Origin of the sequence: Brevibacillus fluminis (genome assembly GCF_052072235.1) — a bacterium.
GTDB lineage: Bacteria > Bacillota > Bacilli > Brevibacillales > Brevibacillaceae > Brevibacillus_D > Brevibacillus_D fluminis_A.
On sequence record NZ_CM125436.1, the window covers coordinates 4,866,792 to 4,887,129 of the forward strand.

At 47.3% G+C, this 20,338-nt stretch carries 22 protein-coding genes and 1 pseudogene; 6 read left to right on the plus strand and 17 right to left on the minus strand.

Features of this window, described 5'->3' with window-relative positions:
* Positions 1–37: 37 nt before the first annotated feature.
* From ACTID9_RS23885 to ACTID9_RS23895, 3 genes are all read right to left on the minus strand, one after another.
* Positions 38–1,450: an MATE family efflux transporter gene (locus ACTID9_RS23885; protein ID WP_441067386.1), complete on the minus strand. Its 1,413-nt coding sequence runs from the start codon at positions 1,448–1,450 to the stop codon at positions 38–40.
* A gap of 13 nt (positions 1,451–1,463) precedes the next feature.
* Entirely contained in the window at positions 1,464–2,321 is an 858-nt protein-coding gene (locus ACTID9_RS23890) for an MBL fold metallo-hydrolase (RefSeq protein ID WP_441067388.1), read from the minus strand.
* Between the two features lie 184 nt (positions 2,322–2,505).
* The gene (locus ACTID9_RS23895; protein ID WP_441072721.1) at positions 2,506–3,480 is read right to left on the minus strand and encodes a MerR family transcriptional regulator; all 975 of its coding nucleotides are present in this window, start codon (positions 3,478–3,480) and stop codon (positions 2,506–2,508) included.
* Between ACTID9_RS23895 and ACTID9_RS23900 the strand changes: the two are divergent.
* Together ACTID9_RS23900 and ACTID9_RS23905 are read left to right on the plus strand one after the other, a co-directional pair.
* Positions 3,474–4,235: pseudogene (locus ACTID9_RS23900) on the plus strand (serine hydrolase domain-containing protein); the annotation flags it as partial. The gene ACTID9_RS23895 and the pseudogene ACTID9_RS23900 overlap by 7 nt on opposite strands.
* 114 nt (positions 4,236–4,349) lie before the next feature.
* The gene (locus tag ACTID9_RS23905) at positions 4,350–5,084 is read left to right on the plus strand and encodes an MBL fold metallo-hydrolase (RefSeq protein WP_441067390.1); all 735 of its coding nucleotides are present in this window, start codon (positions 4,350–4,352) and stop codon (positions 5,082–5,084) included.
* A 237-nt stretch (positions 5,085–5,321) separates the two neighbouring features.
* Here the strand turns inward: ACTID9_RS23905 and ACTID9_RS23910 are convergent, their stop codons facing one another.
* The 8 genes from ACTID9_RS23910 to ACTID9_RS23945 all read right to left on the minus strand — a co-directional run bounded on the left by ACTID9_RS23910 (position 5,322) and on the right by ACTID9_RS23945 (position 13,715).
* A complete protein-coding gene (locus tag ACTID9_RS23910; protein ID WP_441067392.1) occupies positions 5,322–6,437 on the minus strand; it encodes an aminopeptidase in 1,116 nt (371 codons plus the stop codon).
* A 387-nt stretch (positions 6,438–6,824) separates the two neighbouring features.
* Positions 6,825–8,357 (minus strand): DUF4077 domain-containing protein, encoded by a 1,533-nt coding sequence (locus ACTID9_RS23915; RefSeq protein WP_441067394.1) that lies wholly within the window; start codon positions 8,355–8,357, stop codon positions 6,825–6,827.
* A gap of 118 nt (positions 8,358–8,475) precedes the next feature.
* Complete coding sequence (locus tag ACTID9_RS23920) at positions 8,476–10,395, minus strand: DUF4077 domain-containing protein (protein ID WP_441067396.1); 1,920 nt, start codon at positions 10,393–10,395, stop codon at positions 8,476–8,478.
* 156 nt (positions 10,396–10,551) lie between these two features.
* Complete coding sequence (locus ACTID9_RS23925; RefSeq protein WP_441067397.1) at positions 10,552–11,256, minus strand: hypothetical protein; 705 nt, start codon at positions 11,254–11,256, stop codon at positions 10,552–10,554.
* The gene (locus ACTID9_RS23930) at positions 11,249–11,629 is read right to left on the minus strand and encodes a hypothetical protein (RefSeq protein ID WP_441067399.1); all 381 of its coding nucleotides are present in this window, start codon (positions 11,627–11,629) and stop codon (positions 11,249–11,251) included. The genes ACTID9_RS23925 and ACTID9_RS23930 overlap by 8 nt, the downstream gene beginning before the upstream one ends.
* A 606-nt stretch (positions 11,630–12,235) precedes the next feature.
* The gene (locus ACTID9_RS23935; protein WP_441067401.1) at positions 12,236–12,835 is read right to left on the minus strand and encodes a sulfite oxidase-like oxidoreductase; all 600 of its coding nucleotides are present in this window, start codon (positions 12,833–12,835) and stop codon (positions 12,236–12,238) included.
* A 14-nt stretch (positions 12,836–12,849) separates the two neighbouring features.
* Positions 12,850–13,287: a CoA-binding protein gene (locus ACTID9_RS23940; protein WP_441067403.1), complete on the minus strand. Its 438-nt coding sequence runs from the start codon at positions 13,285–13,287 to the stop codon at positions 12,850–12,852.
* A 47-nt stretch (positions 13,288–13,334) separates the two neighbouring features.
* Positions 13,335–13,715, minus strand: a complete 381-nt coding sequence (locus ACTID9_RS23945) for a DUF309 domain-containing protein (protein ID WP_441067405.1) — start codon at positions 13,713–13,715, stop codon at positions 13,335–13,337.
* Between the two features lie 130 nt (positions 13,716–13,845).
* Between ACTID9_RS23945 and ACTID9_RS23950 the strand changes: the two genes are divergently transcribed.
* Together ACTID9_RS23950 and ACTID9_RS23955 are read left to right on the plus strand one after the other, a co-directional pair.
* Complete coding sequence (locus ACTID9_RS23950; protein ID WP_441067407.1) at positions 13,846–14,331, plus strand: divergent PAP2 family protein; 486 nt, start codon at positions 13,846–13,848, stop codon at positions 14,329–14,331.
* A gap of 44 nt (positions 14,332–14,375) precedes the next feature.
* Positions 14,376–15,158 carry a cobalamin-binding protein gene (locus ACTID9_RS23955; protein ID WP_441067409.1) on the plus strand — a complete coding sequence of 261 codons (783 nt, stop codon included), beginning with the start codon at positions 14,376–14,378 and terminating at the stop codon, positions 15,156–15,158.
* Positions 15,159–15,201: 43 nt separating this feature from the next.
* On the opposite strand, the gene ACTID9_RS23960 is transcribed toward ACTID9_RS23955, so the two are convergent.
* A complete protein-coding gene (locus ACTID9_RS23960) occupies positions 15,202–15,837 on the minus strand; it encodes a 3D domain-containing protein (protein ID WP_441067411.1) in 636 nt (211 codons plus the stop codon).
* A gap of 172 nt (positions 15,838–16,009) precedes the next feature.
* Here ACTID9_RS23960 and ACTID9_RS23965 point away from each other — a divergent pair, with 172 nt between their 5' ends.
* Positions 16,010–16,180, plus strand: coding sequence for a hypothetical protein (locus ACTID9_RS23965; RefSeq protein WP_441067413.1), 171 nt, complete (start codon positions 16,010–16,012; stop codon positions 16,178–16,180).
* Positions 16,181–16,247: 67 nt separating this feature from the next.
* Here ACTID9_RS23965 and ACTID9_RS23970 read toward each other — a convergent pair whose 3' ends face one another.
* The 5 genes from ACTID9_RS23970 to ACTID9_RS23990 form a co-directional block, all read right to left on the minus strand.
* Positions 16,248–16,508, minus strand: coding sequence for a YuiB family protein (locus ACTID9_RS23970; RefSeq protein WP_441067414.1), 261 nt, complete (start codon positions 16,506–16,508; stop codon positions 16,248–16,250).
* A gap of 87 nt (positions 16,509–16,595) precedes the next feature.
* The gene (locus ACTID9_RS23975) at positions 16,596–16,754 is read right to left on the minus strand and encodes a YuiA family protein (protein WP_441067416.1); all 159 of its coding nucleotides are present in this window, start codon (positions 16,752–16,754) and stop codon (positions 16,596–16,598) included.
* A gap of 104 nt (positions 16,755–16,858) precedes the next feature.
* Positions 16,859–17,338: an NUDIX domain-containing protein gene (locus ACTID9_RS23980; RefSeq protein WP_441067418.1), complete on the minus strand. Its 480-nt coding sequence runs from the start codon at positions 17,336–17,338 to the stop codon at positions 16,859–16,861.
* 110 nt (positions 17,339–17,448) lie between these two features.
* Positions 17,449–17,697: a hypothetical protein gene (locus tag ACTID9_RS23985; RefSeq protein WP_441067420.1), complete on the minus strand. Its 249-nt coding sequence runs from the start codon at positions 17,695–17,697 to the stop codon at positions 17,449–17,451.
* An 11-nt stretch (positions 17,698–17,708) separates the two neighbouring features.
* Positions 17,709–18,899 (minus strand): NAD(P)/FAD-dependent oxidoreductase, encoded by a 1,191-nt coding sequence (locus tag ACTID9_RS23990; RefSeq protein WP_441067422.1) that lies wholly within the window; start codon positions 18,897–18,899, stop codon positions 17,709–17,711.
* 344 nt (positions 18,900–19,243) lie between these two features.
* Here ACTID9_RS23990 and ACTID9_RS23995 point away from each other — a divergent pair, with 344 nt between their 5' ends.
* On the plus strand, positions 19,244–20,254 hold the full coding sequence (locus ACTID9_RS23995; protein ID WP_441067424.1) for an NAD(P)/FAD-dependent oxidoreductase: 1,011 nt from the start codon (positions 19,244–19,246) through the stop codon (positions 20,252–20,254).
* Positions 20,255–20,338: the final 84 nt, after the last annotated feature.

The window sequence follows — 20,338 nt, forward strand, 5'->3', positions numbered from 1 at the left end:
AAGATGTAAAACAAACGAAGAGACGGAAATCCGCCTCTTAAAGGAAAGTGTGTGTGGATGATGTCGTCGTCATAATAGGGGCATCTTTTAAACGTTTGAATTCTTTTCGAATAAAGTAAATGGTAATCAGAATACCTGGTATTTCTGCACAAGGAGCTGCGTACCATATGCCAGTAACCCCCCAATAAATTGGAAAAATGAAGAGAAACGGGAACAAAAACAACAGTATTTTACTAATACTTATACATGTCGCGGTCCAATTTCGCTCTTGTGCTTCGAAATAGCCGGCGATCAGCACACTAATAGCATGTAAACCAAACAGGAAATTATATACAATTGCGGTCCATACGCCAAGTTGCTGTAAATCTTGATTGCCGCCAGTGAAAAAAGACATGATCGGGTCGGCCAATACAATCAAGACTGTAGTCAATATCACGAATAAGGTTACCGTGAAGACAATTGCCATTTGAATCGCTTGTTTCACTCTGTCGAAGTTGCCTGCACCGAAATTATAACTAATGATCGGTTGGAGTCCGATCATCCCCCCGAGCGCTACAAGCGAAAGCAAAAAAGTGATATAACCGCTTATGATGGTGAAAATTGCAACGTGCAGCTCACCGCCGTAGCTTAACAGTAAGTTGTTAAATATAATAACTGCAATAAAATTCATCAATTGGCTAGAGAAAGATGCAAAGCCTGTCCAAACTACTCTCACCACTGTTTTTACTTTTATTTTCATGTCTTTCCACTTTGGCTTAAGATTTGTTGGGCCAAACCAGAAATAGAATAGTAACAAAGATGGAATCGACAGCGCAACCGAATTTGCCCAGGACGAACCCATGATCCCCATGTCATACTTCCCTACCAAAATCGATTCTAACATTGCGGAAAAAACCGAGGCGAAGATCCAACTGCTCATTGATAAACCTGGTTTCCCATCGATATTGGTTAAAATGCTTACTACCATGGCCAATACCGATAATGGCAAGGAAATCCACAGAAGTCGGCTATATGTAACCGCGTAAGGAAGAGATTCCTCATTTGCTCCAAACATGGTCATGATTTCATGATTAAAGACCAATCCAAAGATAGCGATCAGAATGGAGACAAAAAAGGTAAACCACACGATTTGGCCCATTATGCTTCTCGCCTCGTCAATTTTGCCTTCTCCAAGCCTGATGGAGATGACCGCACCGGCTCCCACACCAAAAAGTACGCCAACCATTCGCAAAAAAGCTACGACCGTAAAGGCAATTCCGATCCCTGCAATTTCACGGACCGAAAAGCCGCTGATGAAATAGCCATCGACAAACAAATTGATTCCCATAATCATATTGGCCATAATTCCTGCCAAAGCAAAACGCAAAAATAATCGCGGGATACTTTTTGTTCCCAGTATGGATTCATCCCGCCTTGTTCGCGATGTCGGGACCTTATCGTCTTTTTCCATTTGCATACCCCCTTTATCTATTGAGACCATTTACAAAACAATCCACAATGAGCAGCTCTGTTTCATCGAGTTTTCTTCCGACGAAAGTGGAGAGGTCCGCCCTGATCGCGGATGTATTGTTTCCATGTTTGCCGAGCAGGTGGCAGATGTGCCGATAGAAAGCGGCTTCCTGTTGAAATTCAGCTTTGGTCAACGGATTACGATGCGAAATGACGACGTGATCCGCATCGAATGTTTCCAGATAATCGAGAAGCTTGACAATGTTTTTTTCCGTATAAGACCAATCTCCATTGTGATAATTCGGATAGAGGCAGTCTCCGATGAATAACACATGATCTTCTTTTACATAGATAATGCAGGAGTCAGGGGAATGATCTCCTCCGACATGCTGAATGAGACAGTTGATTCCGCCCAGGTTGACTTCCAGCTTATGTTCAAACACGACAGTCGCCTTTTCAATCTGGATATCGCGGTGAGTTGGAAACTCTTTTTTAATCATCTCGGCGCAAAAGAGGATTTCTCTGCCATCGTGGACCCGCTGATCCAGCGCTTCATCCGTCCATTCCCAAACAGCCATTTTTTCCAGCGCTTCCTGTGTGCCGATATGGGCAATAACCGGGAGATTCATTTGATTGCATCCGAATACATGATCCCAATGCCAATGGGTTAACACAAGCAAATCTGGCTTCGGCACCTTGCATGTAGCCAGCTCTTGAAGAAACAGATCGGCGTGAGCAGATGAATTGCCTGCATCAATCCCCAATATGAGGTTTGAACCGGAAACGGCGGCTAGGATCGGTCGATCTGTGCGGTCATCGTGTGGCATGTAGAAGATGTGATCCGTCATACGCTTTAAAGTAGTCTGTGACATGTCGTTCCCCCTTTAATTGGAATCCGAATTTTCAGGTAAATGATTTTCGATGGATGACAGCCTCCTATCCGGCTTTCGCTTTCATTTTCCACTATGACACTGTGATAAGGTCAATACTCTATAAGCCTCCGTTTTTACCGGATTCAAAAAAAAGCGCCCCCGACATTAAGGGCCGCTTCACTCTTTAGTAAGGTTGTTCGAAACATGTTACCGGGAAGGATATTTCCGTCACGTATTCACTCGGCGAGCAATTGGTTAACCCATCCTTGTAACACCGTTCAATCGGAGGGCCAGCGATCATGTAATTGTTTTCTCTTGCCCACTTTAGCAGCGCAACATAACCATTGCCGATCGAATCGTAGTTGCCGATATGTGTCGTGCTGATGTACAGACCTTCTTCAATTTTTCGGGAGGAATACGCTCCTCTTTCAATTTCTGCATTTACGGGGATACAGACTTCCATATCAGAGCATGCCGGATTAAACACTTCAAATTTATCGTAGATGTCATGAAAGATAACCATGTACACACCAAGGGGGACGATCGTATTGCTCGTCTGGATAAAGTGGATCAAGTCAGTAATGATCGAGTGCAAATCGTCAAGACCGGCTTTCTGCCGTTTGCAAATCACGAGCTGCTCGCGCCGGTTTCCGATCATGATATCGTAGTCGTAAAGAGAAGGAGAAGAGGGGGATGTGCTGTTCAATATGCGGATTTCTTTTTTCAGTTCTGAAATAATCGTATTGTACGCGCTGGTGGACTGAAGCAAGCGGGATAGTTGCATTTCCATCATTTCTTTTGTGTGGTAATTACTCTTGTTTTCCACGATCGATTTGATCTCTTTTAATGAGAATTGATAGCGCCTGAGCTTTTTGATCATGGAAATGACGTACATTTCTTCTTCTGTATAGTATCTGTATCTCGTATCTTTCTCGACGTATTTCGGTTTAAGCAGACCCATCTTATCATAATGGCGCAGCATTCGGGGAGATACTTTGCTGATTTTCGAAAAGTCTCCGATCGTATAAATGATAATCACCTTCTTATGAGTATGACGGCAAAACCCTTCACCGGGAACAGTTGCGACACATAGGGGGAACGTACAAAGGAATGGACTAAAGAAAATTTCGATTGTTTTGGATATTTTATTATGAACCATGTCCCTGGTCAATGACTTCAATGCCCCTACTTGAAATAATACATCGACAATCACAGGTATATGTCCATCCCGGAGAGCGCTGGCAGTACCACATCAGCAACGATCTGCTCGGCGTGCTCGTCGCCAGAGTCACGGGCCAGTCGTTTGAGACGTTCCTGCGTGAACGCATCTTCGATCCTCTGGGGATGAAGGACACCGGTTTCCACGTGCCCGCTAACAAGATCGACCGGCTGCCGCCCCTTTATACCCCCGACCCGCAGACCGGAGAGTTCATCGTGTGGGATGAGGCCGAAGGGGGACGCCACAGCCAGCCTCCGGCGTTCCAGAGCGGCGGCGGCGGACTGGTCTCCACCGTCGACGACTACCACGCCTACTTCCGAATGCTGCTGAATCACGGGATGCACGGGAACGAACGGATCTTGTCCCGACCCGCCGTCGAGCTGATGACCACCAACCGCCTCACGTCCCAGCAACAAGCTGTCCGAAACGCCATGGCTGCCGACAACGTCCATGTGTCATTCGGTCAAGGACAGCATGGCGGCTGGGGGATGGGGATGGCAGTGCGCACCTACCGCGGCGACTACGCGTCCATCGGCCAATTCGGCTGGGACGGCGGTAGCGGCACCTCGACCTACGCCGACCCGGACAACCAGCTCACCGGAATCCTGCTCACCCAGGTCGGAATGTCCACTGCGGATTCGGCGCGGGTTATCCACGACTTCTGGACCATGGTCTACCAGGCAATCGAAGACTGACGCCGATCTCGCGCCTGATCCGCCCGAACAATGGCTATTCTTTTCGAATGACAGCTTCCCTGATCGCCTGTTAAAGTAGAAAGAAAAGCTTATGTCAGAAAGTGAGCGGGAAACATGGCGGAAAACGAGGTTTTGTTGCGGCAGATTACGGAATACGTCTGGATCTACCCGCATGGCAAAAAATCGGAGCGTATCGAACCCGTTGTGGGCGCAATCATTACCTCTAACCAAACCGTATTGATTGACTGCGGAAACAGCCCGGGCCATGCCAGGGCGATCCAGAGAGCGCTGAATGAGATAAAAGCTCCTCCTGTTTCAACCATTATTTATACGCATCATCATTGGGACCATACATTTGGAAGCTGCGTGTTTGATGCTGAGGTAATTGCCTGCCAGTTGTGCGCACATGAGATGGAGAAGATGGCTGAGATTCCTTGGGGACCAAAGTGGTTGGAGCGTGAAATGCGGGAGAATCCATTAATGGAGAGAAGCAACCAGGCCAAGCTGCTTGTAGTCGATGACTGGAGTGAATTGCAGATCGTGAAGCCAAATCGCGTCTTTACCGACCAGCTGACGTTGCATGTTGATGACATACCTTTGCAGCTGCAATGGGTAGGAGGTCCCCATGCAAGCGATTCGATCACCGTGGAAGTCGTTGGTCAAGGTGTGCTCTTCGTAGCCGACTGCTTCTATCCGCCTCCGTTTCATCTACGGAAGCCGGAAGATAGCGTGGATTGGAACATGCTGAACCGCTTGGGGAAAGAATCCATCCAGTGGTATGTTCACGGGCACGGTGATCCGTTACTTTCCGATGAAGTCATGCAGCTTTGCCAACAGATGGGAAAGTAATAGATAGATACGGGTTTATTCATCGCATCCCTGTATAATCCCCAGAAAATCTCTCCCTTTTCCGTTAACACGAACAAAGAGGCGGTTTCCCGCCTCTCAGCTCCTTCCATGGATCACCGTTGATCATAATCGGTCTAAATCAAAACCCGCTCAAAAAGAAGCAGTAAAGCAGAAAAAGTATAACGCAAATGAATTATTGGAGCCTGTATGGCAAGCACTACTGCTCCTGCCTATCGTTCAGTTCATCAAATTTTCCGGATTTAACCCCTCTAGCTCAGGCACAACAAATCTACCATCTTTCCGAATCAATCGATCGTCAAACCAGATTTCTCCTCCACCATACTCCGGTCTTTGGATTAACACCATATCCCAATGGATGGATGACCGATTTCCATTGTCGGCATTGTCATAAGCCTGACCCGGTGTAAAATGTATCGAGCCATCAATTTTTTCATCAAATAGTACATCGTTCATTGGCTTTTTAATATACGGGTTCACACCAATAGCGAATTCACCAACAAACCGGGCACCTTCATCTGTATCAAACACTCGATTGATTCGTTCGGTATCATTAGCGGTCGCCTTTACAATTTTTCCGTTATCAAAGGTGAGAACGATTTTTTCAAAAACAAACCCATTGTATGGGGAAGGCGTGTTATACGATATTGTTCCGTTAACGGATTCCTTTACCGGAGCCGTATAGACCTCTCCATCAGGCAGGTTTAATTCGCCTGCACATTTGATTGCCGGAATGTCTTTTATCGAGAACGTCAAATCGGTTCCAGGGCCAACGATTCTCACTTTGTCCGTTTGATTCATGACATCCACCAAAGTATCCATCGCTTTGCTCATTCGTTCATAATCCATCGTGCACACATTATAGAAAAATTCCTCAAACGCTTCCGTACTCATTTTGGCAAGTTGCGCAACGGATGGGTCCGGGAACCGCAAAACGACCCATTTCGTATGCTTTACGCGTGTATTGATATGCACTTCCTTTTGATAGATTTGATGGTACAAATGTAGTTTTTCAGGTGGGATGTCTGAAAATTCGTAGATGTTTTTGCTTCCCCTGATCCCGATATAAGCATCCATCCGATTCATTTGGTGTGCATCGATTTCTGTCCACGTCTTCACCTGTTGTTCCGTTGCATTCATCAATAGGGTTCTGATGATTTGATTATCACGAATGTTGACGAACGGGTTCCCTCCCCTGATCTGTACTTCACGGACAACAGCTTGTACCAAGTCATTCTCAACATCGAATGCTTCAATCAGTACATTTTCATTCTGAAGGATGTTCGTAGAATGATGAACGATATTCTTCGCCAGCTTCTGCAATCTTATATCCATCTTTTATTCCTTCTCTCTACTTATTTTCAAAGTTTTTTTGCCCAGTGAACGTTCAAGTGGCAAACCTACGATTAGACCGATTTACGCACCCAGATTACTTGCAAGCAACGCTTTGGCAGAAAGATCGACTTCGCAATCGGTCATTCTCTGGTACCCCCATTTCCAATTATCACTACTATTCAAATAATAAAAAGCGAAAACATTCCTTTTCCCATTTCAACTTTTCTATGGAGCCAGTCTCACACACAAAAAAGGCGATTTTCGGTTAGCAAGCCGAAAATCGCCATTTTCAATTAGGATGGCGAGCTGAACAAGTTGCTGTCTCATGGTGCTAATCATACGTAACAAGTTTTCCACCATTGTAAAGCTGCCCTCCCTCATTTCGTATCACGAATCCCGCTTTCTCTCTGTCTCGTGTACCATCTGTTCCAAAGTAGCGATAGATGCATTCACATTCTCCAAAGCCTTCACGGAGTTGGTAATTCGATTGGTTTCTTCTTCGATGCTTGCCAGAACTTCTTGCGTGGCAGCGGATGTTTCCTCGGTCACACTGGATACATACGCAATTTCTTGCGCCACAGTTGACGATTTGGACATAAAATCCTGCTGATGTATGACAATGCTGTCCATCACGTTGTTGATCGAATGAATAAAATTGCTGAGTTGATCCACATTGGTAAACACTTTTTGCAACATGACATTGCTTTCTTGTTGGACGGCTTCCCCGCGAACGATCTGCTCTTCAATCATTTCCGCTTGTTCTTTAAACCTTCTCAGAATCACCTGAATATTTTCTGCTGAATTCTGTGACTGTTCGGCAAGTTTACGCACCTCGTCCGCCACCACCGCAAACCCTCTGCCTTGCTCTCCGGCTCTCGCTGCTTCGATTGCGGCGTTAAGAGCAAGCAGATTTGTTTGCGAAGCGATTCCCGTTATGAGCGTAACAATTTCATTGATTTTGTTTGTCTGTTCTGTCAGGTCTCGAACTACCATTCCTGTCTGGTGAACCACTTCATTGAGTCCGCTCATATTTTTATCAAACTGCGTTAGTTCTTGTTTGCTGACATTCGCAAGCTGACGACTGTTGGTAATATCGATTGCGACCGCCTTCACCTGGGACAAGATACTTCCTGTCTTCTGTTCCATATCATGAAGCTGTTCGGCCGATTGAACAACGCTTTCTGCCTGTGCATGTGTACCTGACGCAATCTCTTTAAAGGCGATCCGAATTTCCTCTGAAGAATGAGAGGACACCAATACATTTTCTTTCAGCGTTTTGAAATTTTCTCTCAGCTGGTCAATCGTTTCTGCGATTAATTGATGTGTTCGTTCCAGCTCTTTTGATTGATGATTTGCTTCTTCCTTTTCTTTTCTGACTTTACCGATCAGATATTTTCCAATTTGAGTTACGCCCCACATGAGAATCGTCGTTTGAAACAACAACCCAATGGAAACATTCGTAAACGCAGCCGGCCGATTCGGGAAAAACAAATCGTGCATCATGCTATATCCGACGAAACTGAATCCGATGAGGCTAAGTCCAGCAAACCAAATCAGCCTGCCATTAAGATAAATGAGTGGCATCGCTAACGTAAAGTAGATCGCTTCATAGATATTGGGAATGCTATTAAAAATCCAAAATTGCAAAATCGTATACCCAATATTGAGACCTGTCATTACATATTTAAACTGTCTTTCAGCTGAAGGAATACGGGCCAAGATCACACCGACAAGAAAAATCGCGCCCCCCGTTCCAAAGAAAATGAGGTTGATCGGGTGTAAAAAAGGAATACCACCACCTACTAGGACATTGATCTCTCCATAACCATAAGTGAGAAAAATGATTAGCATGGTTAATTTGTTCTTTTGAGCGTCGGAATCCAGTTTATCCAAGAAGCTGTTCTTAATCCACCTCAACATCTGTTGTGCCTCCTCAGTATCATGTCTTCCTTTAATGTAGCCAACTGTTGTCATCAAGTGGTCATAAAAGATGTCATATGACAAAAAAATCCCTAGAATCTCTAGGAATTTTTGCTCATTAAATGATTCTATTTTCTTTGGCTACGCGTGTAGCTTCCTGTCGCCCTCGCACCTCCAGTTTGGAGTAGATCGCTGAAATATAATTACGTACAGTGCCTTCCGAAAGATTGAGTCGAATGGCAATCTCCTTATACTTAACCCCTTGTGTCAGGCATTTTAGTATTTGGACTTCCCGTTCCTTCAAATTGAACTTCTTCGTATCGATCAACGCCTCATCCGCGAAATCGTTTTTCTGATTCTCTTTTAACCGGATCTCTGAAATGAGCAGCTTTGCCATTTCCTGAGAAATGAGGTCGCCTCCGTTGTAAACCAGTCGGATGGCATTCGCTATGTTTTTGGGGTTGGTCGATTTCATCAGGTATCCTTCTGCCCCCGCATTAATCGCCTCAACCGCATACTGGACCTCATGAAACGTCGTCAGAATGATGACGCGGATATGGGGCCATTTTTGCTTGATGATTTTGGTCGCTTCTACCCCATCCATTCCAGGCATGTGAATATCGATTAAAACAACGTTGGGTTGCATCTCCTCACAAAGTTGGACAGCCTCGCTCCCGTTCGAAGCAACTCCTACTACATCCACATCGTTCTCTAAAGAAAGCTGTATTTGAAAGCTTTCTCGAATAAACTCATGATCGTCCACAATCAGTACGCTAATTTCATTCTTGGCAAGGTAGCGTTGGCGTGGAATGTGAACGATAATACTTGTTCCTCTTCCCTGTTCCGATGAAATGGTCAGTTTTCCTTGGATGCTCTCGACTCTTTCTTGCATCGTACGCAGTCCAAAACCGATGTTTTCTTCATCAAATCCGCTTCCATTGTCTTGAATGATCAGTTTTACATTTTCGGATTGATAGAACAAGGAGATGTCGATCGAGGTAGCATGTCCGTGCCGCAGGGCATTGGTTAACGACTCCTGTAAACAGCGGACAAATACAAAATTGACTTGTTGGCCCATTTCATATCGATCCCCAAATGAACGAACACGAACCTCTGTCCCTGTATTCTGGCGGAATTCTTGCAGGATTCCCTCGATCTGTTCTTCCAGGTTCTCCCGATTGTTCTGGATGGATATTTGATAGACGTTTTGTCTCATTTCATCCAAGCAGTTGCGTGCTGTTTCAATTAAATGGTCGAGCGTAGCGAGCGACTTGGAGGAATCCGTGAACACAACATTTTTGGTTGCTTCCATCCCGATAATCAGCGATGTGATGGTGTGACCGATCGTGTCATGCAATTCCTTCGCCATGCGATTGCGCTCTTCCTGAAGGATCAGTTGCTCAATTTGATTCACATACTGTTCTAACACCTTGTTCTGTCGCTCGATTAACTCCAGTTGCTCTTCATTTTCCTTTAACAGCTTCTTCATTTGATGATTCGAATTCTCAATCAGGTTATAACTTGTGCCGATTTTCGTAATTGCCCAAAGGACAAGGGTGGTCTCAATAAACAGCCCTAATGGAATGTTGACATACTTAAAGTCGGACCATGGAAAAAAAATCTCCTTCCAAAACAAGTGACCCACAAACGTGAAAACGACGGTTAAGGACCCAAAAAATAAGATTAATCGTGAATTCAAATAAATAAGAGAGATCGCCAAATAGAAGTAAAACATCTGAAATACTGCCGGATATGGACTAAACAAATAGAGATGGAGAACGGTAAACAAAAACATGAAGAACATCATGATGTACTTGAAATACGTGGTGACGAGAAGATTACAGATGATTCCGAGTGAAATCCCAATCGTAGCAGCAAATAAAAAATAAATATTTTCGTCGTTAAAAAACGGAACATTCAAGAGGATATTGGCTTCTCCCAAAATAATGGCGATAATCAGTAAAAATAAGAACAAGTTGTTGCGCTGCGACTCCTGTTCTAGATTTGATAGGCATTTTGCTTTAATCCAATTGAACATATCAAATCTCCTTACGCACTTTTTTCACATTTAGTCTCCTAAATCATCCGTGATTCTGAATATATTGTCAATTAAGAGAAATAACAATGCAAAAGAAGCCCCCTCGTTTGTGCCCCACTACACAGAAAAGGAAGCCCACGAAGGGGTCTTGATTGCTTACTCCATAAAAGCATTGATCAAATCTTTCACAGGTGATAGAAGTTTTCGAATAATAATGGTTTGTATGACCATGGCGATTCCTGCAAGAAGGATGAAGAGACCCAAACTTTTGCCAAGCAGCTCGATCCGATATTCTTCGATGAGGCTCGCATCCAGATCGGCTCCGAATACAGCGATCACCTTGTCCCCGTCAGCAAGGGGGATCAGAACGCTGATCACGTCGTTTGTTTTATTATGGTACAGATTTGTCGTAGTCGCTCTCTTATTCGTCAGCGTTTCTCCAACCGCATCAAGCAAAATTTGGGGCGGGTGGTACGTGGAGCCGGGAACCAATCCTGCATTGGAACGAGGGGCTGCCGAAAGAATGATTAGGCCACTCTGCTTGTCTATTTCTGAGGGGAATAGATACGTTCGTATCAGGGTATCATTCTCTCGGGTTAACAAATCAAGTTGTCGCATCAGTTTTTGTTGTCCATGGTCCGTCACAAGCGGGGCTGTGGCAACCTCCCTTACGTCTTCTGGATGTAAGGTTTTAACGATTACGTTCCCCATTCCTAATGCCTGCTGTTTGAATAAGTCGGTTGTCGCCTCGCTCTGTAAATAATACTGAGCAGCCGTCAAAATCGAACTGATGAAAAGAACGATGGATACCGATAGTAAGAGATTTTTATGAAAAAAAGAGAGACTGTAGCTTTTACTCACATCGCTCACCTTTCTTAGCAACAACAGTGTTCTTCCCTTCAACAAAACCACTACGGATAAATTGCCTGATTTTTCGTTCTGCCAATTGGATGTCCCCTTGTATCTGGAATAATAGCTGTAGGACGGTAGATGTTCTCGTTGCTGCTCGAGTAGCATCATGGAGAACGGGTTTATACGTATGAAGATAAATCATGATTTCTGTGATTGGAGGAGTCACAACCGTGATTCTGCATAATTGGTTCAGGCATACGATCAATTGTCTAACACAATCGTTTGTATTCAGATCCGGGATGCTTTCTATTTTTTTGATGAGGAACAGAATTTCTCTTCTTTTCAGTTCGATGATTGGCGTGTCACTCCCATAGTCCATCACGACGATTCAGCCCCCTCTTCATGCTATTAAAAATAATGTAGGAATTTATTGTCAGCTTTTCTAGTGATAAACTGTTTATAATGTCATATGACATTTTGTCGTATGCGTTGGGGGAATATCGAGGTTTGGAGAATATAGGAGGTTTACACATTATCCACACGTTATCAACAAACTTATCAACATGCGCACAATATATACACAGAAAACCCACAGGGTTATGCACAATTACCATTTATGGATACATTGAACTTTTGGATACGAAAAAGCCGGTTTTTCCTGCTTTAAGGAATCACCGGAATTCATGAGTCAAACGCTTGTTTGGAATAAAATTCACTTTAAGAACCTTACCTTAACAGACACACGTAAAGGTACTTTTGCTTTGCCCAGCCTCTGTGAACATCATGAATAGGTGCTGGAATTCCCCCTGAATCATCAACCTTATTACCTAGCTCCTAAAGAGCAGCCGCACAAAGCTCTTATGGTCATCACCCTGACCACAGTTATCTGCATGATACAAAATTCAACCCTTTTTGCACTCTAAAATATATTGGTAAAACACCCTTTGAAACAAACAAAGAGGCGGTTTCCCGCCTCTCCTCCTCCCATTCAATCCCACGCAAACCTCTGCTCTTTCCAAGGATTTCCATACATATGATACCCGTTCTTCTCCCAAAACCCCGGCTTATCCTTCTCCACGAACTCCACACCGCGCACCCATTTCGCACTCTTCCAAAAATAAAGGTGCGGGATCACAAAGCGCAGCGGATACCCGTGATCGGGCGTCAGCGCTTCCCCGTTATGCTTGGTGGCAAACACGTTGCCCGCGGCCATGAAGTCGGCGAGCGGCATGTTCGCGGTCCAGCCGTGTTCGGCGTGCAGCACGACATATTTGGCTTCCGGCTTCACTTTTGCCAGCGCGACGACCGCCTCGACGGGAATACCTTCCCATTCGTTGTCCAGCTTGCTCCAGCCGGTCACGCAGTGGATGTCATTGGTTACGCGGGTCGTGCCCAGCTCCAGCAACTGATCGAAAGTGAGCGTCTGCTCCTCTTCCACTGCACCGAAAAGACGGAACGTCCAGTCGCGCAAATCTTCATATACAGGCACATCGCCGTAGTGCAGCACCGGAAAGCCTGTCGTCACCTTTTGATTCGGCGGCACGCGGTCTTTTGCCGGAGCGCCGCCCTGCTGTTGGTCCAACTCCATATGTATGCCCTCCTTTAGCGATTGCGCGGAACCAGAATGGCGTGATCCACTTTGATGCAATGATCCATGATGACCTCGATGCCATGCTCGGCAGCCAGGGACGCAGCCGCTTCATTATATACGCCTTCCTGCAGCCAAAACACTTTTGGCTTATGCTCCATTTTCACGGCATCTTCCGCCACCGGCAGCGTCTCTTCGCTGCGGCGGAACACGTTGACGATGTCCACCGGCTCATGGATGTCCAGAAGCGATCCGAGCACGGTTTCGCCCAGTACCGTTTGCCCTGCGATGACGGGATTGACCGGGATGATCCGGTAGCCGGCATGCTGCATGGCAGCGGCAATCATGTAGCTGGTGCGGTCCGGTTTGTTCGAGCAGCCCACCACCGCGATGGTTTTTGCGTCCACCAAAATCTGGCGGCGCTTGTCATTGTCTGGATTTGTGAATGCCATTGTAAACACTCCTTTGTCGAGGTCTTGATATTATGGTACAATCTCGATTATGATTGTTGCTCAAGTTGCAGTTTTCGATACGGAAACGGGATGCTTTTCACTTCTTGATACGGAATGCTGTCGATTTCGGGCAAAGCAGCTAAACATTCCTCGATGTAGTCGATCACCTGCTCCACGTTCAAGCTCCAATAAACCGGCGTGTAGTTTGCGAGATATTTGCGGGCGTTGGTAAACATCCATCTCGCTCCCTTCATATTACCACATTCAAAATGGTAGATGCCCACAGCCAACTGCAACATTCCTTGCAGAAACTTATTGGTCTTGTCCTCCATCCATATATCCTCAAGGAGGTCGTGGCATTCATAATACTCGCCGACGTTGAACTTGCGAAAAAATTCGTAGTATTGCTCCGGGTATTGGGCAGTCATCGTTTTCCACACTCCTCGCGCGTGTCCAAGCTGTGCACGTTACTAATGAAAACTTAACGGATGATTCACTTGCGATTCTGATACAATAATGTCAGAAGCAACAGTTTACGGAAAGGACCGGTCCTGATTCATGAGCATAATTTTAAACAATTTCCCCTTATGGGCGGCACTCCTTTCAATCGGCATCGCACAATTTATCAAAATTCCGCTCCACTTTCTGGCGACCAAAACATGGCAATGGCCGTTGATGTTCAGCACGGGCGGTATGCCCAGCTCCCACTCTTCCGCTGTGACCGCGCTTTCCACGGCGGTCGGGATTCGCGAAGGCTTTGACAGCAGCTCGTTTGCCATCTCCGCGATTATCGGGATTGTCGTGATGTTCGACGCGGCGGGCGTGCGCAGACATGCCGGCATGCATGCGGAAGTGTTGAATCGTTTGGTTGACGAGTTCAACCATCTGTTGGAAGGCATGCGCACTTTCAAGATCAAGCCGAAAGAAGAAAAAGCGAAAAAGCTGAAGGAACTGCTCGGGCATCAGCCCATTGAAGTGTTTATGGGCGGCTGGCTCGGCATCCTGATCGCCATTGTTATGTATTATTCATTTTACACCATCTAGCGTGCCCACTCTCGTCTTACACTTGCAAAAATGGAGGGAATCACATGCGAATTGTCTCCCTTTGCCCCAGCAACACGGAAATCCTTTTCGAGCTGGGGCTCGATGAGCAAGTCGTCGGCCTGGATGATCATTCGGATTGGCCGCCGCAATGGCAGCATCTGCCGCGTGTGGGGCCTGATTTGACCATCGATATGGAAAAAGTCGAAGCGCTCTCGCCCGATCTGGTTGTCGCGTCCTTGAGCGTACCGGGGATGGAGCGGAATATCGACCTGCTGAAGCAACGGAATATTCCGCATATTGTGCTCAATCCGAGCCATCTCGATGAAATCCCCGCCGACATTCTCGCGGTCGGGCAGGCGGCGGGCATCCCGCAGCAAGCGGCAATCGCAGCGGAGCGATTCACCGAACGGCTCGGGCGTCTGCGTCTGCGGGCAGCCGCTTTTGCTGAACGCCCCAAGCTATACTGGGAATGGTGGCCCAATCCGATTTACACGCCAGGACGGGGCAACTGGCTAACCGATGTGAGCGAGCTGGCCGGTGCGGTCAACGTATTCGCCGACTTTGCCGAAGCGAACGTAAAGGCGACCCGTGAGATGGTAGCGGAGCGCGATCCTGAACATATTTGCATCGTCTGGTGCGGCATCGAACTGAAACGGATCAAGCGCGAAATGATTACGGACCGCCCCGAATGGCAAACGATGCGTGCGATCACCAGCGGCAATGTCCATCTGTTGGAGGAAGGTCTTTTTTGTCGGCCATCGCCGCGCATTCTCGATGGTCTGGAGCAACTGATCGGTTTGATCCATCCTGTTGCCGACATGAAATAGCCGGACAAAAGAGATTTCTCTTCCGTCCGGCTTTTTGTATGCCTTACTCGATCGGCTGCGCCATTGCGGCGATTCCTTTTTCATTCAAACCCTTCATCATCGCCTCGGTGACTTTTCCGCCACCGCGGTGGATCACATACACTTCCAGCGTCTTTTTGCCCCACTGCTCAAAAATGTCCTTTTTCGTTTCAAAATAAAGATCGATGGTATTGCCGCGTACCGCTCCGCCTTTGTCCGCTACCACGCCATAGCCATAACCGGGAATGTAGAGCACGGTCCCTAAAGGAAACACTCGCAAGTCAGCCGCAATCGTCGAATACGTCGCGCGCTGCACCTTCACCCCAGAATATGTGATGCCATAGGTCGGATGATCCGGCGTTTTCCCCGTGGACTCAATGCCTGAATAGTACCCTGTCGCCACAACACGCACTTTTGGATATTGTTCAAAAGATTTATCGATGTATTCGTCTTTATCAATGACTTGTGTGAGTGAGCTGGCGGAAACGGTGCGTCGTTTGACAACCTTTTCCCCTTCCCGTTTTTCCGAGACACCAAAGCTGTCCCATCTGGAATACGTTTCTGCTACATTGTACGTGTAACCTGTGGTAGCGAACCCGGTCAGGAGCATCAAGCCGAGTGCGGCTGCGCTAATAAACTTCTTCCAATTCTTCGCGTTCATTCAGCAATGAACCTCCTCTCATCAACTAGTCATGTCCAGAAATGAGAGAAGTATACATAAATGCACAGGATTGATTGGAATCATCCGAACATTTTTGCTTGAACGAAAATGGTTTAAAGCCCGCCATCCTTTTCCAGACTGGTACTATCCCACTCATAAGGAGATGTTTCTGATGGACCCTTCGATGAGCAACAATCAAGTGTTGGAACGCATTCGCACCATCCAGGCGGGAGGCGGATCGTTGGCCAAAAAGGCGGTCAAGGCAGCCGATCCCGAGCTGATGCGCAACGCGCTGTTTTACTTTCCATCCTGGGATAACGCCATTCAAGCCGCAACCAACTGATCCCTTCATAATGAAAAAAACGAAAGCAGGCTGATTTCTCGCCTGCTTTCGTTTTTTCCCGCCACCGTTAAAACATTCGGTACCCTTTTTTCCGCAACAGCTGAATCGTGTAGCCGCTCATCACGGAGCCGGCCATGCCGAACAGAAGAATCGTCAAATCGTAACCAGTGGGGACAATATTTTTCAACACAAGCGCACCAACGACGACTCCGACGCATACGATAACCGGCAACCATGTCGTGCGCAGCACCATATTTAAAATAAAACCGATTCCAAACGCGAGAATCGTAAACAGCACAATGGAAATCAAAAATTGAATAATATTCATAAGCCGCCTCCACTACACGTGTGTTCTCTAGCGTCTAGTGTAGCGAAAAGCGCAGCGTGGGTCAATCCATCTGGAAATGGCGATTCGCTATTTTCCCGTCATGACGGCAAGCGGGACCGCCCTGTCCTCCGGATTTTTTCCAGTGCCTTGGCACTGTGGGCAGCTCTCGGTCCCCCCGACCATCACGTGGAAATATCCCTCTCCGCTGCAATACAAGCAGTTCTCAAAAGAAACGATCGGCTTCATTCGCTCATTCCCCTTTCTTTGCTGGCTGTTGACTGATCTGAATTAACTGAAAGTTTCGATAATGTTTTTTTACTATACCAGATCAGCCCACATTTGCAAAGAAATCAGGAAAAGATTTTATAGGAAGTATAGCCAAAAACCGGGTCCACCGGGTAATCTTTGCCGATCAGCGCGGGAGGCTGCTCCAGCACTCTCGGCAAAATGGCTTTCATGTAGAGCGTGGAGAGCGGGCTTGCCAGCACTTCCTCCACCGGCAAAAACTGCGCGACCTCGATTTCCCCTGCTTGCGGACGCGGTTCGCCGCTCACGTATTCCATCAAAAAGACAACCATGTTATCGCTGATTTCCTCTTTGATGACACCGGAACGCACCCCGACCACTTGCAGCGGACGCGCCGTAATGCCTGTCTCTTCGAACACTTCGCGCGCGGCCGCTTCATCGACGCGCTCGCCCTGCTGGACGAAGCCTGCGGGGAACGACCATTTGCCCTTCATGCCGCCATACGCTTTTTTCACGACCAATGCCTCATTGTTGCGCAGCACAATTCCCGCCGCGCCTAGCCATACTTTTGAATCTCTCGGCATGTTTTCGCTACCTCCATTCATTTGGCCAACCTGACACGTTAATTTTCCCATTGTATAGCAAAAACAGCCACCCTGTAAAAAGGCGGCTGTTCTCGTCAGGCGCGATGGAATCAGTCTTCTTCATCCAAAAGCCCGTTATCAATCATGTAGCGCAGATTTTCCCGATCCCGCTCGCGCCCCTTTTCTTTCAGGCGCTCGATCGCCGGCAAAATCAAAATGTCGATCTCTTGCTGGACATGATGGGCCAGGTCGTAGCGCTTCTGCTCTTCCAGAAAGCCGCCGACTTCCATCAAGCCGTTGTAACGGTCCAGTTCTTCTCGTGTAAGCAATCCTCTGACTTGAACGCTGCAATGGCGCATCGCTATACCTCTTACAGTTTTACTTTTTTCATGGCAAGACCAATACCGCCGATTTTGACCAAATACCGCAGATCGCTCGCTTTTTTCATCAAAGCGGCCGAAGAGCCGAACAGCTTCTTGCCGCCGACCTGCCCCATGCCTTCTCCTTTACCGAGAGAAGCCAGCGTACCGAGCAGCTCAGGCGTGAACTTTTGCAGCAATTCGCCGCGCACCAATGCAACGAGATTGTCCCCGCAGCTTTCGCCTTCTTGCCCCGCGATTTGCGCGGTTGGCGGATACGGACGTCCTTGTTCGTTGAAGATGAGGGCGCAGTCGCCGACGACGAATACATTCTCATAACCAGGCGCACGCAGATATTCATCCACTTTCACGCGCCCGCGCATCACTTCAAAGCCGGAGCGCTCGACAATGCTGTTGCCGCGAACCCCGCCGGTCCAAACGACCGTCGCCGATTTGATCTCCTCGCCGGTCGCAAGCAAGACACCTTCTGGCGTGCACTGCTTGATCGGCGTATTTATTTTAAACTCAATCCCTTTTTTCATCAAGACTTCCATCGCGTAGTCGACCAGTTCCTTGTCAAAGCCAGGGAGCGCAGAAGGAGCCGCCTCGATATTATAGATTTTCACCAGATCCGGATTGACATCAAACTCTTCGCAAAGCTCAGGGATACGGTCGCCCAGCTCGCCGCAAAACTCGATGCCGGTAAACCCTGCTCCGCCGACGACAAACGTCAAATATTCCGGATGGGTCGGGTCATTTTTGAACTTGGCAAACATGTAACGGATATGCTCGCTGATCTGGCGCACCGCATTGATGCTGCGGATGCTGAACGCGTGCTCGCGCAAGCCTTCGATTCCGAACGTTTCCGGTTCGCTGCCAAGGCCGATCACCAGGTAATCATACGAAAGCACAGTGCCATCCTCGAGCGTGGCCGTCTGCGCCTCCGGTTCGATGCTGGCAACCGTTCCTTTGACGAAATTCACTTTTGTTTTGTCGATGATCTTGTGCAGGTCCACCTGCGCGCGGGATGCCGGAGCAGTTCCCGCTGCCGGCTCGTGCAGCCACGTGGTCAAGTAATGATAATCATGCTTGTTGACCAATGTCACTTCCGCTTCGTTGTAGTGAAGCTTTTGCTGCAGCTTCAGCGTTGTCAAAAGTCCACCGTACCCTGCGCCAAGGATCAAAATTTTTGGCGTGCTCATTGAAGAATCCCTTCCTTTTCCGATTTGGCTTATCTATGAGAAAAGAATGTGGCAAATTTCACAAAGAGCCGTTCGTACATAAAATGTCCCAAATCATTGCGGCTACGCTGCCAAATAGATAGAAGTACAAAGGCAACCGCACTTTGTGAAAAAATGCACAACTCTATCCAAAAAAAGGCTTCACAAACTTTTCACATTATCGTATTCATCTTACCAATAATCCGACAATCTTTTCAAGCTATTTTTCACAATATTGGGTCGATATCCTTTTTTTCTTTCGTTATGATGTTTATAATGAATAGGTGTGCTTTATTCCATCATCCTATACCCGGAGGTGCATTGGATTGAGTCTTTTCCAAAAGGACGATCAAGTCTATGATATTACCGTTATTGGTGGCGGTCCTGCCGGTTTGTTTACTGCCTTTTATGGCGGAATGCGTCAAGCGAGCGTCAAAATTATTGAAAGCATGCCGCAGCTTGGCGGTCAATTGGCTGCACTTTATCCGGAGAAGTATATTTATGATGTAGCGGGGTTCCCTAAAGTTTTGGCGCAAGACCTGGTCAATGGCTTGAAGCAGCAGCTTGCCCAATTTGACCAAACCATCTGCCTCGAAGAAAAAGTCGAAAATGTCGTAAAAAATAACGATAGCGTGTTTGAGATTACAACGGACAAAGGCATCCACTATTCCAAAGCCGTGATCATCACAGCGGGCGTCGGCGCATTTGAACCGCGCCGTCTGGAGCACCCGGATGCGGTGAAATATGAAAAATCCAATTTGCACTACTTCGTTACGGACCTCAATTCGTTCAAAGGACAGCGTGTGCTGGTCATCGGCGGCGGCGATTCTGCGGTTGACTGGTCGCTCATGCTTGAGCCGATCGCATCCCAGGTGACGCTGATCCATCGCCGCGATAAATTCCGCGCTCATGAGCACAGTGTGGAAACATTGATGGCCTCCAAAGTGAACGTGGTGACACCGTATGAAATCACCGCGCTGCACGGCGACAAAAACATTGAGCGCGTCGTGATTCAAAACGTCACGACCAAAGAGGAGCAAGAGCTTGAAGTCGATGCGGTTATCGTCAACTTCGGTTTCATCTCGTCCCTCGGACCGATCAAAAACTGGGGACTCGAGCTGGAAAAAGGCGCGATCGTCGTCAACTCCAAAATGGAGACAAGCATGCCCGGCGTTTATGCGGCAGGCGATATCGCTACCTATCCGGGAAAAGTCAAACTGATTGCGGTGGGTTTTGGCGAAGCGCCTACCGCTGTCAACAATGCCATGGGCTACATCAACCCGGATGCCAAACTGCAGCCTGGCCACTCATCCAGCATGGATAACTTTAAAAAATAAGCGCCTTTTCGCCTCGGGCTTGATTGTCCGGGGCTTTTCCTTGCCTGTGAACCGCTCATCGCTGCATAGCGCCTTCCGAACTCG